The sequence below is a fragment of the Brucella pseudintermedia genome (assembly GCF_008932435.1).
In the GTDB taxonomy this organism is placed as follows: domain Bacteria; phylum Pseudomonadota; class Alphaproteobacteria; order Rhizobiales; family Rhizobiaceae; genus Brucella; species Brucella pseudintermedia.
On sequence record NZ_WBWE01000013.1, the window covers coordinates 55,012 to 81,969 of the forward strand.

The following is a 26,958-nucleotide window of genomic DNA, read 5'->3' on the forward strand; positions in this document are numbered from 1 at the left end:
CCAGTTGCATAAATAAGCAAGGTGGTTTACCGAAGTTCTCCCGACGGCGAAAGTGCCGCGCTGATTTAGAATGTATGGAGAGGTCTTTGTTGCAGCGAATTTTTCCAAGCATGCGCACGCAGCGTGCTCTTCTCGCAGGCACGGCAATTCTCGTCTCAGTGGCGCTTGCGGGGTGCAACACTGCATCCACGCTCAATCCGTCCGAAACGCTGACAGAGGGTTACGTGCTCGATCAGAATGCGCTTGATTCGGTTCCTGTCGGCTCCAGCCGCGAGCAGGTGCTTCTGGCGCTCGGCACCCCATCCACCACCGCGACCTTCGACAATGAAGTGTTCTACTACATTTCGCAGAAGCGTTACCGCGCCGCGCAGTTCATGAAGCCGAAGATTATCGAGCGTCAGATCCTCGCCATCTATTTCGACAAGGACGGCAAAGTCGAACATATCGCCAATTACGGCCTGAAGGACGGCAAGCTGTTCGATTTCGTATCGCGTACCACGCCGACCGGCGGCAAGGACCAGACCTTCCTCGGCCAGATCATCCAGGGCGTTTCCAAGGCCCCGACCTCGTTGCCGGGCGCTTCTGGCGGCCCCAACAACTGATCCGAACGGATATATACAAGCAGAAAACCCGCCTTCACGGCGGGTTTTCTTCATTTAGTGCTCTTTGCGTTTGAGCATTCCAGCAAAAGTGTGAAACGGCTTTGCGTTCGGAAATGTTCTAAGCCATATGCGCCAGCACGGCCAATAGCAGCAGAGCCACGATATTGGTGATCTTGATGGCCGGATTGACCGCCGGACCTGCCGTATCCTTGTAGGGATCGCCCACCGTATCGCCGGTCACCGATGCCTTGTGCGCTTCCGACCCTTTCAGGTGCTTCACGCCATCGGCATCGGTAAAACCGTCCTCGAAGCTTTTCTTGGCATTGTCCCAGGCACCGCCGCCGGACGTCATGGAAATCGCCACGAACAGCCCGTTGATGATGACGCCGAGAAGCGATGCGCCAAGCGCTGCAAAGGCTGCGGCCTTGGAACCCGAAATGAGCAGCACACCGAAATAGACGACAATTGGCGCCAATACGGGCAGGAGCGACGGGATGATCATTTCGCGGATCGCCGCCTTCGTCAGAAGATCGACAGCGCGGGCATAGTCCGGGCGTTCCTTGCCGGTCATGATGCCCGGCTTTTCGCGGAACTGGCGGCGCACTTCCTGCACCACGGCGCCGCCGGCTCGTCCCACGGCCGTCATGGCCATGCCGCCGAACAGATAGGGGATCAGTCCGCCGAAGATCAGGCCTGCAACCACATAAGGGTTGGAGAGATCGAAGGAGACCGGCCCCATATCCGCGAAATAGGGATAGGTCTGCCCGTTCGCGGCAAAATAGGCAAGGTCGTTGGAATAGGCGGCAAAGAGCACCAGCGCGCCGAGACCTGCCGAACCGATGGCATAGCCCTTGGTGACAGCCTTGGTGGTGTTGCCGACCGCATCGAGCGCATCGGTGGCCTTGCGGACTTCCGGGTCGAGACCGGCCATTTCCGCGATACCGCCCGCATTGTCCGTGACCGGACCGAATGCATCAAGCGCCACGATCATGCCCGCAATGCCGAGCATGGCGGTGACCGCAATAGCGGTCCCAAACAGGCCGGCAAGCTGATAAGTCGAGATAATGCCGCCGACAATCACGATGGCCGGAAGGGCTGTCGATTCAAGCGAAACGGCTAGTCCCTGAATAACATTGGTGCCGTGGCCGGTGACGGAGGCCTGGGCGATGGAATTGACCGGACGCTTGTTGGTGCCGGTGTAATATTCCGTAATCACCACGATCAGGCCGGTAACAATGAGACCGATCAATCCGCAGATGAAGAGATTAGTGCCGGTGATACTTTTTCCGGCAACCGTTCCGATCTCGCCCCAGCCAACGGTCAGCGTATTGGCGACCGCAAGGCCGATGATGGAAAGAAGACCGGTTGCAATCAGCCCTTTGTAGAGCGCCCCCATGATGGAGCCATCCACGCTGAGCTTGACGAAGAAGGTGCCCACGATCGACGTAATCACGCAGGCGCCGCAGATCATCAGCGGATAGAGCATGACGCTTGAAAGAACGTCTGATCCGTTGAAGAAGATCGCGCCGAGAACCATGGTCGCGACAACAGTCACCGCATAGGTCTCGAACAGGTCGGCGGCCATGCCCGCGCAATCGCCGACATTATCTCCGACATTATCCGCAATGGTCGCAGGGTTGCGCGGATCGTCCTCCGGGATACCGGCTTCCACCTTGCCGACAAGATCGCCGCCCACATCGGCCCCTTTGGTAAAGATGCCGCCGCCTAGACGCGCAAAGATCGAAATCAGCGAAGCACCGAAGCCGAGAGACACCAGCGCATCGATAACGGTGCGGTCAGAGGGCGCGTAACCAAGCCAGACGGTGAGAATGAAATAATAGACGGAGACGCCGAGCAGCGCGAGCCCGGCCACCAGCAGGCCGGTAATGGCCCCTGACTTGAAGGCCAGTTCAAGCCCTCCGGCAAGGCTGAGCGATGCGGCCTGCGCGGTGCGCACATTGGCGCGAACCGAAACGTGCATTCCGATAAAGCCAGTGACGCCCGACAGAACTGCGCCGATCAGGAAACCGATTGCGGCGCTGAGCGACAGCAGATACCAGGCGGCCAGAAAAACTACGATGCCGACGATAGCAATCGTTGAATATTGTCTTGTGAGATAGGCTGAGGCACCCTCCCGGATGGCTTCAGCAATTTCCTGCATGCGCTGCGTCCCCTGATCGGCAGCGAGAACCGAACGGATCGCCCATATGGCGAAAAGAACGGAAAGCACACCGCAGGCAATGACGAGAACTAAGACTGCCACTCCCATTTGCATAAAGGCCAACTCCCATTGAGCGCATCCCGAAAAATGTGAAGTGACTTTCGGGAAAGATGCGCGGCCACTCAACTGGAGCGCCGGCCTGTTTCAACAGACCGAAACGCGCTCCATCGTTCGCGCTGGCGCCGTCAGACCGCAAACCGCGATTGCCAGCAGGCGCATGCGCAGGATAGGCCCGAAAACCCCTCCCCGGACCCGACTGAGCGGCATGGAAGTGCCTGAAGCCGAATAAGAGAACCAGGCTTCAACGGTATATTTACTGGGGAACTTACGCCTTGGAATCAATCAATTGGCGCGATTCCCTGCATTTCAGCATTCTCAATGCCGCGCAACCAACATGCGAAACGGTTCAACAAACGTCAAGTCGTTCTTTGCCAACGTAGAATGAAAGAAGGGCTGCGATTTCTCACAGCCCTTTTTTCATTTCAATTGCCGAGAGAATGCGTCAGCGGGGCTTCACGCCACGGCTCTCGCCGCGAATGACAAATGCGAGGCGATCGAGCACGGCATTGACCAGCTTCGGTTCTTCTTCCGTATAAAACGCCTTGGCGATATCGACATATTCAGACACGATCACCGCTGTCGGCACATCCTTGCGCGTCTGCAATTCCCACGCACCGGCGCGGAGAATGGCGCGCAGCGTGGAATCGAGACGCGACAGCGGCCAGTCTTCCGTCAGCGCCTGGTGGATCATCGGATCGAGCTTCAGCTGTTCATCGACGACCCCCGCGACGATTGCACGGAACCATTGCGGATCGGCATCGAGATACTGCGTGCCGTCCACTTCCTTGCCGAGGCGGAAGGCTTCGTATTCGGCAACCACTTCCAAGACACCCGTCCCGGCTACATCCATCTGGTAGAGCGCCTGCACGGCGGCAAGACGGGCGACGCCGCGCTTGTTGGCCATGCGCGGGGCATTGGAAGTCGAGCGGCCTCCGGTAGAAGAACTCATAACGATCAGACTCCGAACTTCTTGCGCAGATCGATCATGGTCAGCGCGGCGCGAGCAGCAAAACCGCCCTTGTCCTTGTCTTCACGGCGGGCGCGAACCCATGCCTGCTCTTCATTCTCGACGGTCAGGATGCCGTTGCCGATGGCAATGCTTTCCTCGACCGAAAGGTCGGTGAGCGCGCGACAGGATTCATTGGCGACGATATCGAAATGATAGGTTTCGCCACGGATAACCGTGCCGAGGGCGACATAGCCATCATATTCCGTGCCGCCATTTTCCTCGCCGTCGAGCGCGAAAGAAATCGTAGCCGGAATTTCGAGAGCTCCAGGCACGGTTACGACATCGTAGGTCGCTCCCGCCTCATCCAAGGCTGCCTTTGCGCCATCCAGAAGCGCGTCGGCGAGATCATCGTAGAAACGCGCTTCGACAATAAGCAAATGCGGCGCATGCGCCTCGTGCTTGGACATGAGAGACTCCATGACAAATTTTGCGGACCGCAACGATTGCGGTCAACGCTTAAATCGGGAAATGCTGTTACAGCTTTAGAGTTCTAGGCTCTAAGCCTATTTCTGATATTGCGCAAGCCTTGCTGCGTAGCGTGCCAGCTGGTCGATCTCGATATTTACCTTGTCGCCTGCTTTCCGCTCTCCCCAAGTGGTGACTTCCAGCGAGTGACGGATCAGCAGCACATCGAACTCGTTTCCATTGACGCCATTGACCGTAAGCGAGGTGCCATCGAGCGCAACCGATCCCTTCTGGGCGATAAACGGCGCCAGTTCTTCCGGTGCGCGCAAGGTAAAGCGCACGGCGTCGCCTTCTTCCTTGCGCTCGATGATTTCAGCCTGTCCATCGACGTGGCCGGAAACGAGGTGACCGCCCATTTCGTCGCCGAGTTTCAGCGAACGTTCCAGATTGATGTTCCGTCCGCTCTGCCAATTGGAGATCGTGGTCAGGCGCAGTGCCTCTTCCCATGCCTCCACCTCGAACCAGCGGGCATTGGTGCCTTTTTCCGGCAGCGCCACCACCGTCAGGCATACGCCGGAACAGGCAATCGATGCGCCAAGCTCGATCGTTTCCGGATCATATGCGGTCTCGATACGCAGAAGGACGCCTTCATTCAGCGGCTTGATCCGGTCAACCTTGCCGATATCTGTGATAATGCCTGTAAACATCAAATCTTCCTTACATATTCCGCATAGGCATCGTCACCATAGCGAGCCTGCCTCAGAATTTTGAATTCGTCTGCGATATGGGTTTCCAGGCCGTCCACAGCAACCCCGTGTTCCACGCCGATTTCAATGGGCGAACGGAAGATGGCAAGCCGGTCCACCAGCCCCTCTTCCAGAAAGCTCTTTGCAACGCCCGCGCCGCCCTCGACGAGAACAGAGGAAATGCCCTGCGCGGCAAGATCGTCCATCAGCTCGGGCAAGGCGATGCGGCAATCGTCAGCTTCGGTCGCGAGAATGCGGCAACCTGCCGACTGCAGTTCATAACGCCGTTCCGGCGATGCTTCCTCGCCGCAAGCAATCCACAGTGGCTGGGCATCGGCGGTCTGCACAAGTCTTGATGAAAGCGGCAGCCGCAATCCACCATCCAGCACCACACGAACCGGCGAACGCTGCTCCAGCCCCGGCAGGCGGCAGTTCAAAACGGGATCATCAGCGAGCGCAGTTTCGATACCGATCAGGATAATGTCGGTCTGGGCGCGCAGGATATGCGACTGCGCACGCGCAATCGGACCTGTTATGGCGACCTGTCCCTGGCCCCGGAGACCGATCATGCCATCGGCAGAAAGAGCAAGTTTCAGAATCACTTCCGGGCGCTTCTTCGCAGATCGATTCAGGTAGCCTGCCAGGTCGTCAGCGGCCTCATCGGCAAGAACGCCCGGGACAACCTCAATCCCTGCTTCGCGCAGGATAGCGAAGCCCTTTCCGCTGACCCGCTCGTCCGGATCGGTCGCCGCCGCCACGACGCGCGCCACCCCTGCCCGCACCAGCGTTTCGGCACAGGGCGGCGTGCGTCCGTGATGGGCACATGGCTCCAGCGTCACATAAGCCGTCGCACCGCGCGCGGCTTCTCCCGCGTCGGCCAGCGCCTGCGGTTCTGCATGGGGCCTGCCGCCCAAAGCGGTCACGCCGCGCCCGATGATGACGCCATCCTTGACGATGATCGTGCCAACCGACGGATTAGTCCCCGTCAGTCCCTTGTGACGCCGCGCATAGCGGATCGCCGCCTCCATGAAGCGAACATCATTCGAAGTCGCGTTCGAATGCGCAAACCTGTTGCCACTCATGCTCAAGCGTCCAGATCATCCCCGGTTTCGGGGACCGTCAACTCGTCGATGACATTGTGGAAATCGACAGCCTTGCTGAAATTGCGATAGACCGATGCAAAGCGGATATAGGCTATGTCATCGATGCCTTTCAGCGCATCCATCGCCAGCCGCCCGATCTCGTCGGACGTGACCTCCGCTTCGCCTGAGCTTTCCAGCTGCCGAACAATACCGGAAATGGCGCGTTCAACCCGGTCATTATCGACATCGCGCTTGCGCAACGCCACTTCGATGGACCGCGTGAGCTTGTCGCGATCGAAGGGTACGCGACGCCCGCTTTTCTTCACAACCATCAGGTCGCGCAGTTGCACGCGCTCAAAGGTGGTGAAACGCCCGCCGCAGACCGAACAGACGCGACGCCTGCGAATGACAGCGCCATCTTCCGCCGGGCGGGAATCCTTCACTTGCGTATCTTCAGACTGGCAATAGGGACAACGCATGGAACACTTTCGACTTTAACTGCCGCACCCTTGCAGCGAAGCAAAGGCGGGAACTCACCTATATGGGGTTGCTCCCGGTACAAACTCAAGAGCGCTATCCCCGCAAACGATTCCTGTCGATCATAGCCCATTCGCGGCATTCCACCTACCGGATGCGACGATGAAAAAGCGGTGTGAAAAACCCCGCCCAACAAAGTTGAACGGGGTTCTATCTCGATCAGGGAAACCGGCTTATCCCTGATAGCCGTACATCGGGAAGCGGTCGGTCAGGGCGATGACCTTTTCCTTGACAGCCTGTTCGACGGCGGCATTGCCTTCGTCGGAATTGGCGACTTTCAGACCGTCAAGAACTTCAGCGATCAGCGAGCCGATTTCCTTGAATTCAGTTACACCGAAACCGCGCGTCGTGCCGGCAGGCGTGCCAAGACGGACGCCGGACGTGACGAACGGCTTTTCAGGATCGAACGGAATGCCATTCTTGTTGCAGGTGATGTTTGCGCGTCCGAGGGCCGCTTCCGCGCGCTTGCCGGTCGCATTCTTCGGGCGCAGATCAACCAGCATCAGATGGTTGTCGGTGCCGCCCGAAACGATGTCGAGACCGTGAGACTTCAGTTCCTCAGCCAGAGCGCGCGCATTATCCACGACGTTCTTGGCATAGAGCTTGAATTCCGGCTTCAGCGCTTCGGCGAAGGCGACGGCCTTGCCAGCGATGACGTGCATCAGCGGGCCACCCTGCAGGCCGGGGAAGACAGCCGAATTGATCTTCTTGGCAATGTCGGCATCGTTGGTGAGGATCATGCCGCCACGCGGGCCACGCAGCGACTTGTGCGTCGTCGTGGTGCAGACATGCGCATGCGGGACCGGGGAAGGATGAACGCCACCGGCGACCAGACCGGCGATATGCGCCATATCGACCATGAGATAGGCGCCGACTTCGTCGGCAATCTCGCGGAAGCGCTTCCAATCCCAGATACGCGAATAGGCCGTGCCGCCTGCGAGGATCAGCTTCGGCTTGTTTTCACGCGCGAGGCGGGCAACTTCGTCCATGTCGAGCAGGTGGTCGTCCTTGCGAACGCCATAGGATACGACATTGAACCACTTGCCGGACATATTGACCGGCGAACCATGCGTCAGGTGGCCACCCGAATTGAGATCGAGGCCCATGAAGGTGTCGCCCGGCTGGAGCAGCGCGAGGAACACGGCCTGGTTCATCTGGCTGCCGGAATTCGGCTGAACGTTGGCAAATTCGGCGCCGAAGAGCTTCTTGGCGCGTTCAATGGCCAGCTCTTCCACGACGTCGACATACTGGCAGCCGCCATAATAGCGCTTGCCCGGATAGCCTTCGGCATATTTGTTGGTGAGGATGGAGCCCTGTGCTTCCAGAACAGCGCGCGAAACGATGTTTTCCGAGGCGATCAGCTCGATTTCATGGCGCTGGCGACCGAGCTCGTTGCGAATGGCACCGAAAATCTCGGAATCGATGTCCTCGAGGCTTGCATTGAAGAAAACGTCGGAAGACGTGTTCCTGGCGGCGGCGTTGGCTTGAGACATGTTTCACACCCTCCGGGTTAGCCGGTAAAAGCTATATGGATGAGGCGCATTATCACACTTGAGCGCACAAGGCCAATGGCCGCAAAGCGAAAAGCTTATTCCAAAATGCGGCAAACCGATTTGATAATTGAGCGGAGATGAAAAAGCCGCCCGGAACGGGTCCGGACGGCTTTAAAACTCAAACCCGAGATCAGAATCAGGTGTCCGTGCCGAGCGCGAGCGCCGTTGCACCGTCCATCTTGTAGATGTCGTCGCGGAACTGCACCACACCATCGCCGGTGGACCATGCACTGATATAGACAAAGTGCAACGGAACCGGATCGGCGAGCTGGATCGGTGTATTGGTACCCGACTTGATCGTGCTTTCGATGGCCTGGCGGTCCCAGCCCGCGGTGTTCTTCAGAAGCCAGACATCAAGGTCACGGACGTTTTGAACGCGGACGCAGCCCGACGAGTCGAAGCGCATGAGCTTGTTGAAATAGCTCTTCTGCGGCGTGTCGTGCATATAGACGGCATACGGATTGTGGAAGTTGATCTTGGTTGAGGACATGGCATTGATCTTGCCGGGGTCCTGACGGAACATCAGCTTCACCGCATCATCCGTATTCCAATCCACGGTCTCGGGCGCAACCTCCTGACCGGACTGGTCGTAAAGGCGAATCTTGTTCTTCGCCAGATATTGCGGATCCTTCCGCATGAGCGGAATGATATCCTTCTGGATGATCGATTTCGGCGCGGTCCAGTAAGGATTGAGGATGACCTCGTGAATCTTTGACGTGAGGAGCGGCGTCTGCCGGTCGATCTTGCCTACCACAGCCGTATGACGCTGTACGACGCTGCCACCCTCGACGGCCTCGATGCGCGCTGCCGGAATGTTGACCATCACGAAGCGCTGTTCCTGCATGCCCTCGTTTGCCAGCGGCGCAAGGCGCTGGAGATTGGTCTGGAGCTGTCCGAGGCGCGTATTCGCGTCCACATTCATCGCCGCATAGGTGAACTGGCCCATGACACCATCGGCGGGCAGGCCGTGACGGGACTGGAAGCGCTTCACGGCAGCGTCGACATAAGTGTCGAACGCGCTGGAAAGCCCGGCTTCCTGCGGCAGATCGCCGGAAACCATCAGGCGCTTGCGCAAATATTGCACAGCAGGATCGGTCACCCCGATCTGGAGTTTCGCATTGCCCGGCACATTCGGCCAGCCGCCGCGGCCGGCAATATCCGTATATTGCGCAATTGCATTCTGGAGGTTTGCCACCGTCTGCTGGCTCAGTACCGGCTGGTTGGTCGCCACACGCTGGCCACCTGTCGCGCGGGCATCGAACTGGTCGTCCCAGTTGCCGCGGCGCGGGGCTGAGATAACATCGGTCAGAACCTGCTGGGCATAGGCCGAGGAAACCATGGCGGAGGCAGCCACGGAAAGGCCGGCGGTTGCCGCGCCGCGCAGAAAACTGCGGCGATCTACCCTGAAAGCATCGGCTGATCTGTCGGTCTTGGTCATCTTGCGTAGTCCCAAAAGGCTAACCGCTCGCGCGGAATCTTCCCAGAGAATATCAGCAATGCGTCGACAAGGCGATATCCGGACAGCAAGCGATGCGAAACTGCTCGCTTATCCGAAATTCGACTTTGGAGCCCATTCCTGAATGAAAGAGGCACAATATTGCCCGTGCCATTTTTAAAACGCTTATGTCGTTTTTTGTGGCTTAATCATGTCGCATGGCCAGAATTTCAAGCCATGCGTCTTACGATTGGGAGCTCTCAGCGCCTTATTTCTTCTCAATGGCAGCCTGTTGTGACAGTTCTGCAACAAAACCGTCCGTCAGCCAGCAGGGGCAGCCGGGATCAGAGCCGGTAGGCGATGCTGTCGTTCCAGAAGCGGTCGAGACGCTGCAGCGACTTGTTCATCGCCATGAATTCATCGACCTGAATGCCGCCAACCTGCTCAATCGAGGAAATATGGCGTTCATAGAGCGCTGCAACCTGATCGGCGATCGCATTGCCCTTGTCCGTCAGGCTGACGCGCACCGAGCGGCGGTCGACACGCGAGCGCTGGTGATGGATGAAGCCCATTTCGACCAGCTTCTTCAGATTATACGAAACGTTGGAGCCGAGATAATAACCGCGCGAGCGCAGTTCACCTGCCGTCAGTTCCGAATTGCCGATGTTGAAAAGCAGAAGCGCCTGCGTCGCATTGATGTCGCTCTGGCCGTTGCGGTCGAACTCATCCTTGACGACGTCGAGCAAGCGGCGGTGCAGGCGCTCAACCAGTTGGAGGGCTTCCAGATAAAGCGAACGAAGTGCGGTTTCCGGTGTCGTGAGCGGAGCGGACATGTCCGTCTTGCGCTGTGCATTGATCATTTCTTTTGCCTCTCTGCCGGAGCCGCATTTCATGAAATCATGATGCAGCTCTCTGTCCTGTTTTATGCGGTGTATTATTTCTCACCGTTCTGAGAGGAATTTAGGGGAGATGCATAAAATTCGACTTAAAAGTCAGCCTTAACAGTAACTTACCGGCAAAATTGGCCATTCAGGCTTAATGTTTGCTTACTCCGCGCCGATTGAGAGAGCTCACCGAGGAGCCCCGTTCACGCACCGAAGTGCCGGTTTTCCGGGCTCGCACAGCCGTGTCACATTAAACTTTCGTCATTTGAGAAGCGTGTGGATAGGAGCTAGTTTCAGACGGTCAACATTCCATTGGAGGGACCATGGCGCTTCGTCTTGCACGATATTTTGTCGTTGGCGGGCTGTTAAGCCTTACCGGCTTCACAAGCTTGGCTCACGCCGATCCGATTACCGCCGCTCCGCAAATGACCATTTATAAGGACCCCTATTGCGGCTGCTGCGACGGCTGGGCCGAGCATATGAAAGCCGCGGGCTTCGATGTGACGGTCAAGGTCGAGGAAGCGATGGACACCGTGAAGGCAAAGCATGGCGTCGCCGCCAATCTTGCCTCGTGCCATACGGCGGTCGTTGATGGATATGTCATCGAAGGGCATGTTCCGGCTGGCGCCGTCAAGCGGCTGCTGGCCGAACGTCCGCAGGCAACGGGGCTGACCGCGCCGGGAATGCCCATGGGATCGCCGGGCATGGAAATGCCGGGCAGCAAAGCCGATACCTATGATGTGCTGCTTTTCAAAGGGCAGACTACGAAGCCCTTCGCCCGTTATGAAGGAACACAGGCATTATAAAATCTAAGTCGGCAGGCTCGCGCGGGCCTGCCGTTTCTTCTCGAAGAAGAGCAGAATACGAAATGCGATGAAAATAACGATACAGGCGGCATTGAACCCGACTGTCAGCGGCTTGTATTCGAAATGCCGCGAAAAGACGGAATAAATGGCGATTTCGCCGAGCGCCGCCACGAACCAGAGCACAGGACCCCAGGGCGCACGCATCCACAGTCCCGTTGCCGCGACGGGCATCAGGACGGCCAGAGCCACAACGGCTGTCTGCCAGGGCCATGGCATCAGATCGAACCGCCACAGAAGTCCGGGGTGAATGCCGATCAGCCGGACCCAGTAGAACACACCGCTGGCCAGCGCCACAAGCGCGAGTGTCCGAACGAACCATGTAAAGGCCCATTCGGTTCCGCTTGGCTGGATATGCTGGCGCAACTCGTTCATATGCATCAGCAGTTCCTCATCACAAGGTCAGTTCCCTCTCGCCCAGATTGGCAAAATAGGCATTGACCTGTTCGGGCTTCACTTCATCCAACGTTGCAGGTTTCCATGTCGGCGCGCCGTCCTTGTCGATGAGCAATGCACGAACGCCCTCGTAGAAATCGTGCCCTTCCAGCATACGGTTGGCGATGCGGTATTCCATGCGCATGCAATCGTCGAGGTCGAGCGCCCGTCCATCGGCAATCTGGCGGAAAGTCACCGCGACGCTGGTCGGCGAGCGCGTGGCGATCACCTTCACAATATCCATGGCGGCCTTGTTGCCTGCTTCGGCTTCCCTTTCCAGCGCCGCCATGCAGTCGGCAAGCGTTGCGCCGGAAAAGCACTCCGCGATGATCTGGCGCGCTTCGACAGAGGTTTCAAAATCAGGGTACTGGCTGCGCGTCAGCGCCGCATCAATGTCGGCGGTGGCGATGATGTCTTCGCGCAAATCATTCAGATCGCTTGCGGCGACCGCATGGGTCGCAATCCCGCTTTGCAGGCAATCGCCCCAGCGGATGCGGTTGCCGGTCAGCGCCAGATAATAGCCGAAATTGTCGTGCAGATGCGGCAGGAAGGCACTGCCGCCCACATCCGGGAAGAAGCCGATGCCGGTTTCCGGCATGGCGAACATGGTGTTTTCCGTCACGATGCGGTGCGAACCGTGAACGGAAATGCCAGCACCGCCACCCATGACGATGCCGTTGATCAGGGAAATATAAGGTTTTGGAAAACGGCCAATGCGCGCATTGAGACGATATTCGTCGCGGAAGAATTCATAGGCCGGCGTTCCGGCCTGACCTGCCTTGTAGGCAGCAACGACATCGCCCCCCGCACAGAACGCGCGCCCCTCGCCTTCCAGAATCACGCAAGCGACTTCAGGATCATCTTCCCACGCCTGCAACGCACGGTCCAGCGCCAGAATCATTTTATGCGTCAACGCATTAAGGGCTGCGGTCCGCGTGAGTTTTATTAGCCCTGCTTTTCCCTTGCGTTCAAAGCCGATTTCGCTGCCACCGCCGAAGTCAATCTGCATGTCGTGTCTCCCGTTCCTGTAAATGGGTAGAAAGTGAGACGCCCCGCGTCAATCCTGCACAGCTCAATGTTCTTGGTTTCGTCGCTTTTCCCATGATAAACCGTGCGCATCCGATATCAGCCTTGCAAATCACAAGGCATCAATTCTCGGGAACGATTTCATGACCGAACGCCAGTCCAAATATCTGCCCGTCAATATCAGCAAGCATGTCGATGACGTTACCGGCAGCAGACGCCTGCGCCGCATGCGCAAGGCCGACTGGTCGCGCAGGCTCGTGCAGGAAACCCGGCTGACGGTCGATGATCTCATCCTGCCTTTTTTCCTGACCTATGGCACGGACGTGTCCGAACCTGTGGAAGCAATGCCTGGCGTGGAACGCTATTCGGTCGATATGGCCGTGCGCATGGCGGAAAAAGCCGCCAAGCTCGGCATTCCCGCCATTGCCCCCTTCCCGCGCGAAAAGCTGGAGGTCAAAACCGAGGACGGCTCTTTCGTCGCCAGCCCTGACAACCTGATCAATCGTGCCGTGCGCGCAATCAAGAAGGAAGTGCCGGAAATCGGCATCATCACCGATGCGGCGCTCGACCCGTTCACCACGCATGGCCATGACGGCATCCTGCGCAACGGCGAAATCATCAACGACGAATCGGTTGCCATGGTCGTGCGCGGCGCGCTTTCACAAGCTGAAGCAGGTGCCGATATCATCGCACCTTCCGACATGATGGATGGCCGCGTCGGCGCCGTGCGTCAGGCGCTGGACGAACATGGCTTCTGCCACATTCCGATCATGTCCTATGCCACCAAGTTCGCTTCCGCATTTTACGGTCCCTATCGCGATGCCATCGGCACGCAGGGCCTGCTGAAAGGCGACAAGAAGACCTATTACCTCGATCCGGCCAACCCGGAAGAAGCCGTGCGCGAGGCCGAGCAGGACATTGCCGAAGGCGCGGACATGCTTATGGTCAAGCCGGGCCTGCCCTATCTCGACATCATCCATCGCCTGAAAAGCGAGTTCCGCCTTCCCACCTACGCCTACCAGGTGTCAGGCGAGTATGCGATGATCAAGGCCGCCGGGATCAACGGCTGGATCGACGAAGAAAAGGTGATGATGGAGAGCCTTCTGGCGTTCAAGCGCGCGGGCTGTGACGGCATTCTCACCTATTTTGCAATCGAAGTGGCTGAAAAGCTTAAACAACAGGACTGACCGGCAAGTCCTGCTTTCGGGAAATCATCAAATTTCCTTGAAACCGCCGGTTTTGGTTCCCATGTTGATGACTGTTCCGCCGAGGTGGCGGGACAGCGCCGGTTGTCACATCCCCCCGGACGCTTCTTTTGAAACGACTGGAAGGAACAATGTCCGACCATATCCTGCACGGCGAAGTCATGGGTCCGCGTTATGAAAGCCGCGCATTTTTTGAAGGCGTGCGAACCCGCCGCATTATGGCTTTTCTGATCGATTACCTGATTGTTTTCCTGCTCTGCATCCCAGCAGCGATCGTCATTGCAATCCTCGGCATCATTACGCTCAGCCTTGGCTGGATGCTCTATGGTATCATGTTTCCCATGGTGGCGCTGTTCTACGTTGCGCGCACGCTTGGCGGGCCGCAGCAGGCCACGAAGGGCATGCAGATGATGAACATCAAGCTCGTCAGGCTCGAAGGCGGCACGGTCGACCCGATGCTCGCAATCGTCCACACGGTCCTCTTCTGGGGTCTTAATGTGGTACTGACGCCGCTGATCCTGCTTGCGTCGCTGGTTCTCGACCGCAAGCGCACCGTGCACGATCTTCTGCTCGGCACGGCTGTCATTCGTTCGGACCGTTGAGCCCTTCGCTGCCCTGTTGAGGCGACGCTTCAAAAAAATTCAGAGCCGGCTGCGCAAAATACCTATTGACGTTTTGCACTGCCGGTTCAATCCTTATGCCGTATCGTGATGGTTTCGGTATTGCCATTTCGTGGATATTGAATGACCCATCAACCGCAGCAGTCTCCGCAGTTCTTTCTGACAGCTCCATCACCCTGTCCTTATCTCGAAGGCCAGATGGAGCGGAAAGTCTTTACGCATCTGGTCGGAGACAAAGCGAATGAGATTAACGATCTTCTGACCCAGGGCGGTTTCCGCCGTTCCCAGAACATAGCCTACCGTCCGGCCTGCGAATTGTGCAGGGCCTGCGTTTCCGTTCGCATCCTCGCTGGCGAGTTCAAGATGACGCGCAATATGCGCCGCGTGTGGAGCCAGAACCGCGACCTGATCGGGCGTGTGCACAAGGCCCAGCCCAGCACCGAACAATATGCGCTTTTCCGCGACTATCTCGATGCGCGCCATCGCTCGGGCGGCATGTCCGACATGACGGTGCTCGATTATGCGATGATGGTCGAGGATACCCACGTCAACACGCAGATTATCGAATACCGCCGGCGCGGGCCGGACAGCTTCATCGATCCGAAAGGCGATGGCGAGCTTGTTGCCGTGGCGCTGACCGACGTGATGGCCGATGGCCTGTCGATGGTCTATTCGTTCTTCTCGCCGCATATGCACGAGCGCTCGCTCGGCACCTATATGATCCTCGACCACATCCAGCGGGCACATGCCGCCGGTCTACCGCATGTCTATCTCGGCTATTGGGTCGAAGGATCGCGCAAGATGCAATACAAGATCCGCTTCACCCCGCAGGAGCATCTGGGCCCACGAGGCTGGCAGCGGTTTGAGGGTTAAGGCGTTAGCTGCTTTTTCATGGGATATGACAGTTTCCCGCCCCGCCATATCTGCGGTTCGCCTGCCGCCCCATAGCCTCTCTCTCGATAAAATCGACGCGCCGTTTCCGTGCTGACAAGGTGGGCAACCGTCACCTCGCGGCGTAAAAGGTAGCTCTCGAGTTCTGACATGAGCGCCTTGCTGACACCGTGGAAGCGAAACTCCGGCGCGACATAATTCAGCAGGATTTCTCCCTCGTCCGTCGCCAGTCCGACACCCGCCATGACGCTGCCGATTTCCGCGACGAGCAAGGTTTGAAACGGCGCTCCTATCCACTTGCTTACATTTTCGGGTGTCTTGTTGGCGAGCCACGGCAGCAGAATATCGTCGCGCCCCTCGTGATCGGCCGTGCAAAGGTCCGTAATGGAGCGCCTCAAAATGTCACAAATTTTGACGGCATCGTCAGATAGTGCCGAGCGAACGTGCATGGAACCTCCGTGGAGCGCGGCCTGTACGACCGCATCCCATGTTATTCAGCAACTACCCGCAAATCGACCGCAACTTCTAGCGGTTCCGAACGAATTTAAAACTTGCCCGAACGCGGAAAACCCTTCGGCACCAGACGGCCCGCAGAAGCACGCGCGCCGATCCATTCGACAAGCTCTTCCTTGCTGCGGTTGAAGGTGCGGTCCGCCGAATCCTGCCAGGATAGCCCTTCGGCAATGGCAAAGGTGCGGACGTCGGACACGCCGCCATCCTTGTACTTTTGCAGGCGCACGCCCTTGCCGCGGGTCATTTCGGGAATGTCGGAAAGCGGGAAGACCACCATCTTGCGGTTTTCGCCGACGACTGCGATATGATCGCCGGAAACGCGCTGGCAAAGCTTCGCCTCATCCGGCGCCTTCACGTTCATCACCTGTTTGCCCTTGCGGGTATTGGCGACGGCCTCGCTTTCGGGAACGATGAAGCCGTTGCCCTCATGGCTGACGAGCAACAGCTTGGCTGCCGGATCGTGGACGAAGGCTGTCAAAATATCCTGATCGTTCTCCATGTCCACAAGGATGCGGATCGGCTCGCCATGGCCGCGACCGCCCGGAAGCGTGTTCGCGCCGATGGTGAAGAACTTGCCGCCCGTTGTAAAAAACAGAAGCTTGTCGGTAGTTTCCGCATGGAAAGCGAGCTTGAGCTTGTCGCCTTCCTTGAAAGCGAGCGTCGAGAAATCGGCCAGATGCCCCTTCATGGCACGCAGCCAGCCCTTCTCTGATACAACGATCGTAACCGGCTCACGCTCGATCATTGCCTGATGAATATCTTCCAGATCATGGGTCGGCGCTTCGGCGAAGGCCGTGCGGCGGGCACCAAGCTCGGTCTTCGGACCGAACTTTTCCCGTACCGCCTTGATTTCCGCGCTGATCTTCTTCCACTGACGCGTGCCGGAAGCGAGCAAACCTTCGAGATCCGTCTTCTCGGCGGTGAGATCGTCGAACTCCTTGCGGATCTCGAACTCTTCAAGCTTGCGCAGAGAACGCAGGCGCATGTTGAGGATCGACTCGGCCTGAACGTCTGTCAGCTCGAAGGCCCGCATCAGTTCCTGTTTCGGCTCATCCTCCTCGCGGATGATGCGGATCACCTCATCCAGATTGAGATAAGCGATCAGAAAGCCGCCAAGAATCTCCAGCCGTCTTTCGATTTCCGCCAGACGATATTGCGAGCGGCGGACGAGCACTTCCTTGCGGTGGTCGAGCCATTCACGCAGAACGCTTCCCAGCGACAGGACATTCGGCACCTTGCCGTGCGAGAGCACGTTCATGTTGAGCGAAACGCGGCTTTCAAGCTCGGTCAGCTTGAACAGCGATTCCATCAGCAGTTCAGGATCGACCGTCCGATTTTTCGGCTCCAGAACGATGCGAATATCTTCCGCCGACTCGTCGCGGATATCGTCGAGCAGCGGCAGCTTCTTCGCCAGCAGCAGCTCGGCGATCTTTTCGATCAGGCGCGACTTCTGCACCTGATAGGGAATTTCCGTGACGACAATCACCCATGTACCGCGATTGCCTTCTTCCTTTTCCCATTTCGCGCGAACGCGAAACGCACCGCGACCCGTGCGATAAGCATCGACAATATTGCCATGCTCTTCGACAAGGATGCCGCCGGTTGGGAAATCCGGCCCGCGCACCTTGCATTTCAAAAGAGCAGCCGGATCGGTTTCGGCTTCACGCTTCAGCTCTTCCCATTGTTCCGGCGAGGTAACGAGCTCCTCCACCGGCGCATCGGGATGATTGATCAGATAGAGCGCCGACGAGCAAAGCTCCGCCACATTATGCGGCGGGATGTTGGTCGCCATGCCGACCGCGATGCCAGCCGAACCATTGGCCAGCAGGTTCGGAAAAGCGCCCGGAAGGACGATGGGCTCCTCGTCCTCCTCATTATAGGTTGGACGAAAATCGATGGCGTTTTCGTTGATGCCTTCGAGCAGCAGCGTCGCGACTTCCGTCATGCGCGCTTCGGTGTAGCGCATGGCGGCAGCGTTATCGCCGTCGATATTGCCAAAATTGCCTTGTCCGTCCACGAGCGGATAGCGCACTGCGAAATCCTGCGCCAGACGCACCAGCGCGTCATAGATTGACGCATCGCCATGCGGATGGAACTTACCCATCACATCGCCGACGATACGCGCGCATTTCGCATAGGCCTGATCGGGATTGAGGCGCAGCAGGCGCATGGCGTGCATGATGCGGCGATGCACCGGCTTCAGGCCGTCGCGCACGTCCGGCAGCGCACGATGCATGATCGTCGAGAGCGCATAAGCGAGGTAACGTTCCTCGAGAGCCGATTTGAGATCGACCCGCTCGATGTGTTCTTCGCCGTCGTCCGGCGGAATCAGACTTTTTCCCATGTCTCTCAGTACCAATTGCGCGATTCGCCAGCAAGAGTTCAGGAGAACCAATCCAGTACATTCATGTGCAATAGTCGCAATCCTGCCGCCATTTGCGTCCTATAGAGCTATTCGGGTTTGATTTCCCCTGCTGCAATCGCAGGCTGAGGAAATCATGTTGTTGTTGCGCGTGATTTCCGCCTATGAATGCCGCGCTACATTAAAGATTAGGCAGGAGCTTCGAATGCAGGTTTTCGTCAATATCAAGCCAGCGGCACGTGTTTTGGCGGCCGGTACAGCGCTTTCGCTGGTATTCGGCAGTGCTGCCATGGCTGCCGACGCCAATGCGGTGGCCGAGCGCATCAAGGCGCTCTACGCGAAACAGGGCGGCGAGCTAAGCTTCGCCAATGTTCAGGCGAGTGGCTCCGACATCGTGCTTCAGGGCACCAAGATCAAGCTGCCGACGGTGGGCGAAAATGAAACCGCCATTGGTGACGTGACGCTCCGGAACGTTCAGGATGCACCGGACGGCGGCTACAGCATCGATGAGGTCACCCTGCCCGACCTGGCGCTCGCCGGTGAGGCTGACAAGAACGACAAGGCGGAGCTAAAGGGCCTTGCCATGCAGAACGTGCATATTCCGTCGGAAAAGGCCAAGGGCCCGCTCGACAGCATGGTCATGTACGACAAGCTGAAGATCGATGAGATCCTGTTCGGCACGCCCGGCAAAGACGGTGCCACGGTAACGGGCTTCGACCTGTCGCTCGATACCACTAATAAGGCCGAGAAGATCGGCTATGTCTGGAACATCGCCCACATCGATGCGACCTTTGAAAAGGACGGCAAGAACCCGCTTGCGCCGCTCGACATGAACACATTCAACGGCTCGCTGACCTCCAAGGGCAGCTGGTCGCCTGCTTCCGGCGACACCTCGCTGGACCAGCTGGAAATTCAGGCGAAGGAACTCGGCAAGATCAACATTACCGGCAGCCTTGGCGGGTACGATCTGGCATTCCTCGAAGCCGTTCAGAAGACGCAGGAGAACATGAGCAAGGCCGATGCGGACAAGGACGCCGCCGGTCTCGCCATTCTCGGTCTGGCGGAACAGCTGAACCTCAAGAACCTGTCGATCCGTTTCGACAACGATAGCCTGACCCAGAAGGTTCTCGATTATTACGGAAAACAACAGGGCGCGGATGGCAAGCAGCTTGGCCAGCAGATGAAGATGATGGTTCCGCTGATGGCGACACAGTTGAAGAACCCGGAATTTGCCCAGCAGCTCAAGGCCGCATCCGACAAGTTCTTTGACGATCCGAAATCGCTGACCATCAGCGCGACGCCCGACCAGCCGGTGACCTTCGCTTCCATCGTTGCCACGGCATCGCTGGACCCGACGAAGATCATCCAGCTTCTGAAAGTCAGCGTCGACGCCAACAATTAAAAGACAAGCCCGGTGAGTTTCCTCACCGGACTTTTTCAAAGGCAATAAAAAAACCCGGCTCGACGCCGGGTTTTTTCATGTGGGCTTCAGCTCTTTTGCACCGGAGCCAGACGGATATGCAGGTCGCGCAATTGCGCGGGCGTCACATCCGAAGGGGCATTCATCAGAAGATCGAGCGCCTGCTGGTTCATCGGGAACAGCGAGATTTCGCGCAGGTTCTTCGCGCCGACCAGAAGCATAATCACGCGGTCGATACCGGCAGCCATGCCACCATGTGGAGGCGCGCCATACTGGAATGCGCGATAGAGACCGCCGAAGCGTTCTTCCACGTCCTGCTGGCTGAGACCAACTTTCTCGAACGCCTTGACCATAACATCCGGCAGCTGGTTACGGATTGAGCCGGAAGCGATTTCAAAGCCGTTGCAGACGAGATCGTACTGGTAGGCCTTGATCGTCAGCGGGTCCTGGTTTTCCAGCGCGTCCAAACCGCCTTGCGGCATGGAGAACGGGTTGTGCGCGAAGTCGAGCTTCTTGTTGTCCTCGTCCCATTCATAGAACGGGAAGTCGATGATCCATGCCAGTTCGAAACGGTCGCGATCGACGAGGTTCAGTTCTTCACCGGCGCGCGTGCGGGCATCGCCCGCGAACTTGTAGAACTTCGATGGCAGACCAGCCACGAAGAAGCAGGCGTCGCCATCGCCAAGACCGAGCTGGTTGCGCAGCGCTTCGGTTCGTTCTTCACCGATGTTCTTGGCAATCGGACCGGCGCCTTCGAGCTTGTCGCCTTCCTTGCGCCAGAAGATATAGCCAAGGCCCGGCTGACCCTCGCCCTGCGCCCATGAGTTCATGCGGTCGCAGAATGCGCGGCTTCCGCCCGTCTTGGCCGGGATTGCCCAGACTTCGACCTTCGGGTCGTTGGCGATCATGTTTGCAAAGACCTTGAAGCCCGAACCTGCAAAATGTTCGGTCACGGCCTGCATTTCAATCGGGTTGCGCAGGTCCGGCTTGTCCGAACCATAGGTGCGGATCGCATCGTCATAGGCGATGCGGCGGAATTTTTGCGTGACCGGCTTGCCTTCGGCGAACTCTTCGAAAATGCCGCGCATGACGGGTTCCATCGTTTCCCAGACTTCTTCCTGGGTCACGAAGCTCATTTCGAGGTCGAGCTGGTAGAATTCACCCGGCAGGCGGTCGGCACGCGGGTCTTCGTCGCGGAAGCACGGCGCGATCTGGAAATAGCGGTCGAAACCGGCAACCATCAGAAGCTGCTTGTACTGCTGGGGTGCTTGCGGCAGCGCGTAGAACTTGCCCGGATGAATACGGCTCGGCACGAGGAAGTCGCGCGCGCCTTCCGGCGAGGAGGCCGTCAGGATCGGCGTGGTGAACTCGTTGAAGCCGATCTCGGTCATGCGGCGACGCATCGCGGCAATGATCTTGGTGCGGCTCATGATGTTCTTGTGAAGCGTTTCGCGGCGCAGGTCGAGGAAGCGGTACTTCAGACGAATATCTTCCGGGTAGTCCGGTTCGCCGAAAACCGGCAGCGGCAATTCCTTGGCGGCCGCCAGCACTTCGATTTCGGTTGCAAAGATTTCGACTTCACCGGTCGGCAGGTTGGCGTTAACCGCATCGTCTGCGCGGGCCTTCACTTCACCATCGACACGGATTACCCACTCGCCGCGAACGGTTTCGGCAACCTTGAAAGCGGGCGAATCGGGATCGGCCACGATCTGGGTAATGCCGTAATGATCACGAAGATCGATGAAGAGAATGCCGCCATGGTCACGGACGCGGTGAACCCAGCCGGAAAGGCGAACGTTGGAACCAACGTCCGTTTTGCGAAGGGCTGCGCAGGTATGGCTGCGGTAACGATGCATGATTTCTGCCTTTTGGAATAAGATAAGTAAGTGCTTACTTATGATAGGAAGCGCCATAATTTCTGGCGGAAAAGCGCATTTTGACCGGGTTTTGTCAAGTCTGCACTCTCTGCAAGCGTCGAGGTTCGGGCGCCTTGACGCAAAGTATCGACAAAAAACACTATTTGCACTTGTTATGCAGCCCATTTTGCGCATTCTTCGCGACAAGCGGCCGCGCTTTCTCTAAAAGGTAACCATGCATCTTATTACGACGACAGAGGCCCTCGAAGAGGCCGTATCCGCCCTTTCCAAGTCCGATTTCGTCACGGTCGACACGGAATTCATCCGCGAAACGACGTTCTGGCCGGAATTGTGCCTTATCCAGATGGCTTCGCCCGACCATACGGCGCTTGTCGACGCGCTTGCGCCGGGACTGGACCTCGCCCCCTTCTTCCGCCTGATGGCGGACGAAAAGGTGGTCAAGGTTTTCCACGCCGCGCGGCAGGACATCGAAATCGTCTTCCACCTCGGCGACCTGATCCCTTCGCCTGTCTTCGACAGTCAGGTGGCAGCGATGGTCTGCGGTTTTGGCGATGCTATTTCCTACGATCAGCTTGTGCAAAAAGTCACCGGCAAGCATATCGACAAGTCGTCGCGGTTCACCGACTGGCGACGCCGCCCCCTTTCCGAAAAGCAGCTCGACTATGCGCTGGCGGACGTGACCTATCTGCGCGACATTTATCTCTATCTGAAGCAGGAACTGGAGAAAGAAGGCCGTAGCGAGTGGGTGAACGAGGAAATGGCGGTGCTCACTTCTCGCGAGACCTACGATCTTCATCCGGACGATGCATGGCGGCGGGTCAAGGCGCGTATTCGCAAGCCAATCGAGCAGGCAATCGTGCAGGCCGTCGCCGCCTGGCGCGAACGCGAAGCCCGCGAACGCAATGTGCCGCGCGGACGCATCATCAAGGACGACACGATAGCCGAAATCGCCCAGCAGCAGCCGCGCGACGCGGAAGCGCTTGGACGTCTTCGTTCAATCCCGAAGGGCTGGGAGCGTTCCGCGCAAGCCGCCGGTCTGGTCGCTGCGATCCAGTCGGCGCTTGAAATTCCCAAGGAAGACCTGCCCAAACTGCCAAAGCAATCCCATTCGCCGGAAGGCAGCGCGGCGGCAGCCGACATCCTCAAGGTCCTGCTCAAGCTTGTGACAGAGGAACACGGGGTCGCGGCAAAGATCGTGGCGAGTTCCGACGACATCGACAAGATTGCCGCGGAAGGCGACAAGGCAAACGTGCCTGCCCTGCACGGCTGGCGCCGCGAGGTTTTCGGCCAGAAGGCCCTCGACCTCATCGACGGCAAGATCGGCATCAAGTTCGAGAACCGGCGGATAAGGGCGGTTGAGTTAGGGCAGTAGGGCAATAGGGCAGTAAGGCAGTATGTTTAACGCGAGCATGAACATACTGCCTTATTCCCTTACTGCCTTATTCCCTCGTTCCCTCAATCGCGCCGTCGCCGACCGCGAAATAGATGTTTTTGCCCGTCAGTTTGGCCAATTGCTGCAACCGTCCCTCGGGACGGTCCGAAATCAGATCGGCAAGATCGCCGGGAACCACCAGCGCAATGCCGTTTTCTTCCTCGCGCCAGACCAGACGCGGGATGACGCCCGGCATCGAAGCGGACAGAAGATAGACAACGCGCAGCAAGGCCCCAAGCAGCTTTGCCCGTTCGCGCAAGCGCGGCGTGGCGAGTTGCACGATCTCCGGCGCGATTTCGTCCTCGATCAGCCCTTCGTGACGATAATAATTGGCAAGCGCCATGAAGGAACGTCCCGCATGGTCGATACCGCCGAACGAGCCGTGGGCGATAATGTTGAGCGCCTGCGAGCCGCGATAGTCAGGATGCGCGCGCCAGCTTATATCGGCCACGAGGCAGGCAGCCTGCCTGTAGCGCGCTTCATCGTCGGTTTCGTCAAAACCGAGTACCGGCAGGGACAATGTTGTCCATGTCGCCAGTTCACGGGCATGACGCGGAGAACGCGAGCGCAAAATGGAAAACTCTTCCGCCGAAGCCAAGAGCGGATCAAGAAGCTGTTCGTTCTTGGGCAAAAGCGAAAACAGATAGCCTTCGCGCACGCCGAGCGCCGAAAAAACGATCTTGGAAGGCTTCATGAGGCGGATCGTCTCAAGCAGAACCGTCGCGCCGTAAGACAAGAGCTGGCGGCGGTTTTTTGAAACTGCCTCGATGCCGCGCATCGTGTCGAGATTGCCCTTGGCAACGCGCTTCAGGAAGCTTTGCGCTTCCACGGGGTTCATCTCGTAGCCGTGCATCACATGCAGCGGATAATTCTTCGCCGTCATATGCAGCTTGGCGAGGTTACGCCACGTGCCGCCAACCGCATAGAAAACCTGCCCCTGATGCGCTTTCAGAAGCGTCGCCTTCGCCAGTTCCGCACGCGCGATCTTCGTCGCCTCGGGCAGTTTCTCGTTGGACATATCCTGCAAGCGCAAGCCGCCGAGCGGCAAGGTGATCCCCTCGCCCACCTCGTGATCGTCCACGGCGACCAATTCAAGACTGCCGCCGCCGAGATCGCCCGTCACGCCCTTCGGCTTGTAGAAGCCGGAGATGATGCCGAGCGCTGAATAGTAGGCTTCTTCCTTGCCGGACAGCACCTCGATGTGCCGGCCAAGAATGGCTTCCGCCTGAGCGATAAAGTCGGGGCCGTTCTTCGCTTCACGCGCTGCCGCGGTTGCAAGCGCGTGAATGGAAACAGCGCCTGCCTGCTCGGCCAGAGCGCGAAAACGTTTCAGCGCGCGAAGTGCCGCCTCAACGGATTTCTCGTTGAGCTTGCCGGTCTTCGCGAGGCCTTTTCCGAGGCCGCAGAGAATCTTTTCGTTGAAAAGCACCGTCGGCGAACGGACGATGCCTTCATAAATGACGACACGGATCGAGTTCGAGCCAATGTCGATGACCGCAACGGGTTTCAGCCCCTTGAGGCGGCCTTGTGCTACAGCTGGACTCATGCAGTCGTTTTTCTTTCCGCCTGCGCACGCTTGCGATGCGCGATAAGGCGGGGGGCCGAAGACTTCAGCGACTTTCCGCGACCCGACAGGCTAGGATTGGTCATGAAATATTCCTGCGCGTTGAAAGCTTCCTCTCCTGCCTCTTTTTCTATCCGGCGAGAGGTGCCGTCCGCAAGTAGCTGATAGCTCTGTTGGTTATCAATTATGTTGGCAAACATGATTTGCGACAGGATTTGCTGGTGCACTGTGGCATTTGTGATCGGAACGAGGGTCTCCACGCGGCGATCCAGATTGCGCGGCATCATGTCGGCGGAACCGATATAGACGATGGCCTTGTCGGAAGGCAGGTCGTTGCCGTTTCCGAAGCAGAAAATGCGGCTATGCTCCAGAAAACGCCCTACAATCGATTTGGCGCGAATATTGTCCGAGAGCCCCGGAACACCCGGACGCAGGCAGCAGATGCCGCGCACGACGAGGTCGATCTGCACACCCGCCTGGCTCGCCATATAGAGCGCGTCAATAATCTGTGGATCGACCAGCGCATTCATCTTCATCCAGATGGCCGCCGGACGCCCTGCCTTCGCATGGGCGACCTCGTCCTCGATGTGTTTCAGGATGCGAGCACGCAGGGTGAAAGGTGAAATCGCGATCTTCATCTCCTCGGCAGGCTGCGCATAGCCGGTGATGAAATTGAAGATATGGGCCACATCGCGCGCAATATCGGCATCGGACGTGAAGAATGACAGGTCGGTATAGATGCGTGCCGTGATCGGATGATAATTGCCAGTGCCAAGATGCACATAGGAACGCAGCTTCTGGTCTTCACGGCGCACCACAAGCGACATTTTGGCGTGTGTTTTCAACTCGATAAAGCCGAATACCACCTGAACGCCCGCACGTTCCAGATCGCGCGCCCAGCGAATGTTGGCTTCCTCATCGAAACGGGCTTTCAGCTCGACCAGCGCCGTCACCGACTTTCCCGCTTCCGCCGCATCCACCAGCGCGCGCACGATCGGGCTGTCGTTGGAGGTGCGGTAAAGCGTCTGCTTGATGGCCAGCACGTCCGGGTCGGCTGCGGCCTGCCGCAGGAACTGCACCACCACGTCGAAGGATTCATAAGGGTGATGAACCACGATGTCCTTTTCGCGAATCGCTGCGAAGCAATCGCCGCCATGTTCGCGGATGCGCTCGGGGAAACGCGGATTGTAGGAGACGAATTTGAGGTCCTCGCGCGGGATCGAAACGATCTCCGAAATCATGTTCAGCGCCAGCAGGCCCTCATGAACGCTGATGCGGTTTTCCGAAACGCCCAGTTCCGTCGCCACGAAGATGCGCAGCGCTTCGGGCATCTCGCCGTCAAACTCGATACGGATCACCTGCCCGCGGCGGCGGCGTTTCAGCGCTGTCTCGAAGAGGCGAACCAGATCTTCCGCCTCTTCCTCGACTTCAATATCGCTGTCGCGGATGATGCGGAACGTACCGGCGCCGCGCACTTCATAACCGGGAAAAAGCCGCCCGATGAACAGGCTCACTGCATCCTCAATGGTGATGAAACGATAGACATTGGCCTGATCCGTCGGCAGCTGGATAAAGCGCTTCAAAGCGACGGGGATACGCAGCAGCGCCGTCATCGGATGGTTATCGGCGCGCCGCGCAAGCTGCAATGCGATGGAAAAACCAAGGTTTGGAATGAACGGGAACGGATGCGCCGGATCGATGGAAAGCGGCGTCAGGACGGGAAAAATCGTCTCAAGGAAGTGGTTTTCGAGCCATTCCTTCTCCGGCTTTGAAAGCGCGGACGGGCGGACGATCTCGATGCTTTCCTGTTCCAGCTCCTCGCGCAGCGCGCGCAGGCGCTGCTGTTGCTCTTCCTGCAGGCGCCCTACTTCGTCCAGAACGAAATCGAGCTGTTCCTGCGGCGTGCGTCCATCGGCGCTGCGCATCGCCACGCCAGCGCGCACCTGCGCGGCAAGACCGGCGATGCGGACCATGAAGAATTCATCGAGATTAGCGGCGGAAATGGACAGGAAGCGCAGGCGTTCGAGCAAGGGCTGGCGCATGTTCGCGGCTTCATCGAGAACGCGCCGATTGAATTGCAGCCAGGAAAACTCACGATTGACGAAGCGGTCGGCACTTTCCATCAGCTCGCCATTCAAAGCTTTGTGAATGTCGGGGGCGGCATCCATGTCGGGAACGATGGATGGAGTGGAGACCTGTCCGGCTGTCATTTCGTG

Annotated in this window: 23 protein-coding genes; 7 read left to right on the forward strand and 16 right to left on the reverse strand. The window is 58.1% G+C overall.

Translation table 11 applies throughout. The features are described 5' to 3' along the window. Window positions 1-86 precede the first annotated feature (86 nt). The gene (locus F9K78_RS17020; protein ID WP_121986572.1) at window positions 87-602 is read left to right on the forward strand and encodes an outer membrane protein assembly factor BamE; all 516 of its coding nucleotides are present in this window, start codon (window positions 87-89) and stop codon (window positions 600-602) included. A gap of 118 nt (window positions 603-720) precedes the next feature. Here F9K78_RS17020 and F9K78_RS17025 read toward each other — a convergent pair whose 3' ends face one another. From F9K78_RS17025 to ldtR, 9 genes are all read right to left on the reverse strand, one after another. Beyond that, window positions 721-2,877, reverse strand: coding sequence for a sodium-translocating pyrophosphatase (locus F9K78_RS17025; RefSeq protein WP_121986571.1), 2,157 nt, complete (start codon window positions 2,875-2,877; stop codon window positions 721-723). 448 nt (window positions 2,878-3,325) lie between these two features. Next, on the reverse strand, window positions 3,326-3,832 hold the full coding sequence (gene nusB / locus F9K78_RS17030) for a transcription antitermination factor NusB (RefSeq protein WP_121986570.1): 507 nt from the start codon (window positions 3,830-3,832) through the stop codon (window positions 3,326-3,328). A gap of 5 nt (window positions 3,833-3,837) precedes the next feature. Further along, window positions 3,838-4,299, reverse strand: coding sequence for a 6,7-dimethyl-8-ribityllumazine synthase (locus tag F9K78_RS17035; protein ID WP_121986569.1), 462 nt, complete (start codon window positions 4,297-4,299; stop codon window positions 3,838-3,840). Window positions 4,300-4,395: 96 nt separating this feature from the next. Next, window positions 4,396-5,004, reverse strand: a complete 609-nt coding sequence (locus F9K78_RS17040) for a riboflavin synthase (RefSeq protein ID WP_121982692.1) — start codon at window positions 5,002-5,004, stop codon at window positions 4,396-4,398. Next, window positions 5,004-6,125, reverse strand: coding sequence for a bifunctional diaminohydroxyphosphoribosylaminopyrimidine deaminase/5-amino-6-(5-phosphoribosylamino)uracil reductase RibD (ribD, locus tag F9K78_RS17045; protein WP_151682472.1), 1,122 nt, complete (start codon window positions 6,123-6,125; stop codon window positions 5,004-5,006). The genes F9K78_RS17040 and ribD overlap by 1 nt, the downstream gene beginning before the upstream one ends. Window positions 6,126-6,127: 2 nt before the next feature. After that, window positions 6,128-6,604, reverse strand: a complete 477-nt coding sequence (nrdR, locus tag F9K78_RS17050; RefSeq protein WP_121982694.1) for a transcriptional regulator NrdR — start codon at window positions 6,602-6,604, stop codon at window positions 6,128-6,130. Window positions 6,605-6,835: 231 nt separating this feature from the next. Continuing rightward, on the reverse strand, window positions 6,836-8,155 hold the full coding sequence (gene glyA, locus F9K78_RS17055) for a serine hydroxymethyltransferase (protein ID WP_121986567.1): 1,320 nt from the start codon (window positions 8,153-8,155) through the stop codon (window positions 6,836-6,838). Window positions 8,156-8,351: 196 nt separating this feature from the next. Further along, entirely contained in the window at window positions 8,352-9,653 is a 1,302-nt protein-coding gene (locus F9K78_RS17060; RefSeq protein WP_121982696.1) for a L,D-transpeptidase family protein, read from the reverse strand. A 341-nt stretch (window positions 9,654-9,994) separates the two neighbouring features. Further along, window positions 9,995-10,510 carry a transcriptional regulator LdtR gene (gene ldtR, locus F9K78_RS17065; RefSeq protein WP_121982697.1) on the reverse strand — a complete coding sequence of 172 codons (516 nt, stop codon included), beginning with the start codon at window positions 10,508-10,510 and terminating at the stop codon, window positions 9,995-9,997. 347 nt (window positions 10,511-10,857) lie between these two features. On the opposite strand from ldtR, the gene F9K78_RS17070 reads away from it, so the two are divergent. Continuing rightward, complete coding sequence (locus tag F9K78_RS17070; protein WP_121986566.1) at window positions 10,858-11,340, forward strand: DUF411 domain-containing protein; 483 nt, start codon at window positions 10,858-10,860, stop codon at window positions 11,338-11,340. A gap of 3 nt (window positions 11,341-11,343) precedes the next feature. Here the strand turns inward: F9K78_RS17070 and F9K78_RS17075 are convergent, their stop codons facing one another. Together F9K78_RS17075 and F9K78_RS17080 are read right to left on the reverse strand one after the other, a co-directional pair. Continuing rightward, window positions 11,344-11,778, reverse strand: a complete 435-nt coding sequence (locus tag F9K78_RS17075) for a DUF6163 family protein (RefSeq protein WP_121986565.1) — start codon at window positions 11,776-11,778, stop codon at window positions 11,344-11,346. Between the two features lie 13 nt (window positions 11,779-11,791). After that, on the reverse strand, window positions 11,792-12,841 hold the full coding sequence (locus tag F9K78_RS17080) for an enoyl-CoA hydratase/isomerase family protein (RefSeq protein WP_121986564.1): 1,050 nt from the start codon (window positions 12,839-12,841) through the stop codon (window positions 11,792-11,794). A gap of 160 nt (window positions 12,842-13,001) precedes the next feature. On the opposite strand from F9K78_RS17080, the gene hemB reads away from it, so the two are divergent. The 3 genes from hemB (at window position 13,002) to F9K78_RS17095 (ending at window position 15,556) form a co-directional block, all read left to right on the forward strand. Next, window positions 13,002-14,045, forward strand: coding sequence for a porphobilinogen synthase (hemB, locus tag F9K78_RS17085; protein ID WP_121986563.1), 1,044 nt, complete (start codon window positions 13,002-13,004; stop codon window positions 14,043-14,045). Window positions 14,046-14,194: 149 nt separating this feature from the next. Next, entirely contained in the window at window positions 14,195-14,665 is a 471-nt protein-coding gene (locus F9K78_RS17090; protein ID WP_061347371.1) for an RDD family protein, read from the forward strand. A 141-nt stretch (window positions 14,666-14,806) separates the two neighbouring features. Further along, a complete protein-coding gene (locus tag F9K78_RS17095) occupies window positions 14,807-15,556 on the forward strand; it encodes an arginyltransferase (RefSeq protein ID WP_121986562.1) in 750 nt (249 codons plus the stop codon). Here the strand turns inward: F9K78_RS17095 and F9K78_RS17100 are convergent. Together F9K78_RS17100 and F9K78_RS17105 are read right to left on the reverse strand one after the other, a co-directional pair. Then, a complete protein-coding gene (locus F9K78_RS17100) occupies window positions 15,553-16,023 on the reverse strand; it encodes a GNAT family N-acetyltransferase (protein ID WP_121986561.1) in 471 nt (156 codons plus the stop codon). The two genes, F9K78_RS17095 and F9K78_RS17100, sit on opposite strands and share 4 nt — an antisense overlap. Window positions 16,024-16,118: 95 nt before the next feature. Beyond that, window positions 16,119-18,431, reverse strand: a complete 2,313-nt coding sequence (locus tag F9K78_RS17105) for a DNA topoisomerase IV subunit A (RefSeq protein WP_121986560.1) — start codon at window positions 18,429-18,431, stop codon at window positions 16,119-16,121. 223 nt (window positions 18,432-18,654) lie between these two features. On the opposite strand from F9K78_RS17105, the gene F9K78_RS17110 reads away from it, so the two are divergent. Further along, a complete protein-coding gene (locus tag F9K78_RS17110) occupies window positions 18,655-19,851 on the forward strand; it encodes a hypothetical protein (RefSeq protein WP_121986559.1) in 1,197 nt (398 codons plus the stop codon). A gap of 86 nt (window positions 19,852-19,937) precedes the next feature. Here F9K78_RS17110 and aspS read toward each other — a convergent pair whose 3' ends face one another. After that, window positions 19,938-21,725: an aspartate--tRNA ligase gene (aspS, locus tag F9K78_RS17115; protein WP_121982706.1), complete on the reverse strand. Its 1,788-nt coding sequence runs from the start codon at window positions 21,723-21,725 to the stop codon at window positions 19,938-19,940. A gap of 235 nt (window positions 21,726-21,960) precedes the next feature. On the opposite strand from aspS, the gene rnd reads away from it, so the two are divergent. Beyond that, window positions 21,961-23,118 carry a ribonuclease D gene (gene rnd / locus F9K78_RS17120; protein WP_151682473.1) on the forward strand — a complete coding sequence of 386 codons (1,158 nt, stop codon included), beginning with the start codon at window positions 21,961-21,963 and terminating at the stop codon, window positions 23,116-23,118. Between the two features lie 67 nt (window positions 23,119-23,185). On the opposite strand, the gene ppx is transcribed toward rnd, so the two are convergent. Continuing rightward, window positions 23,186-24,724, reverse strand: coding sequence for an exopolyphosphatase (ppx, locus tag F9K78_RS17125; protein ID WP_121982708.1), 1,539 nt, complete (start codon window positions 24,722-24,724; stop codon window positions 23,186-23,188). Then, entirely contained in the window at window positions 24,721-26,952 is a 2,232-nt protein-coding gene (locus tag F9K78_RS17130) for an RNA degradosome polyphosphate kinase (RefSeq protein WP_235925465.1), read from the reverse strand. The genes ppx and F9K78_RS17130 overlap by 4 nt, the downstream gene beginning before the upstream one ends. Window positions 26,953-26,958: the final 6 nt, after the last annotated feature.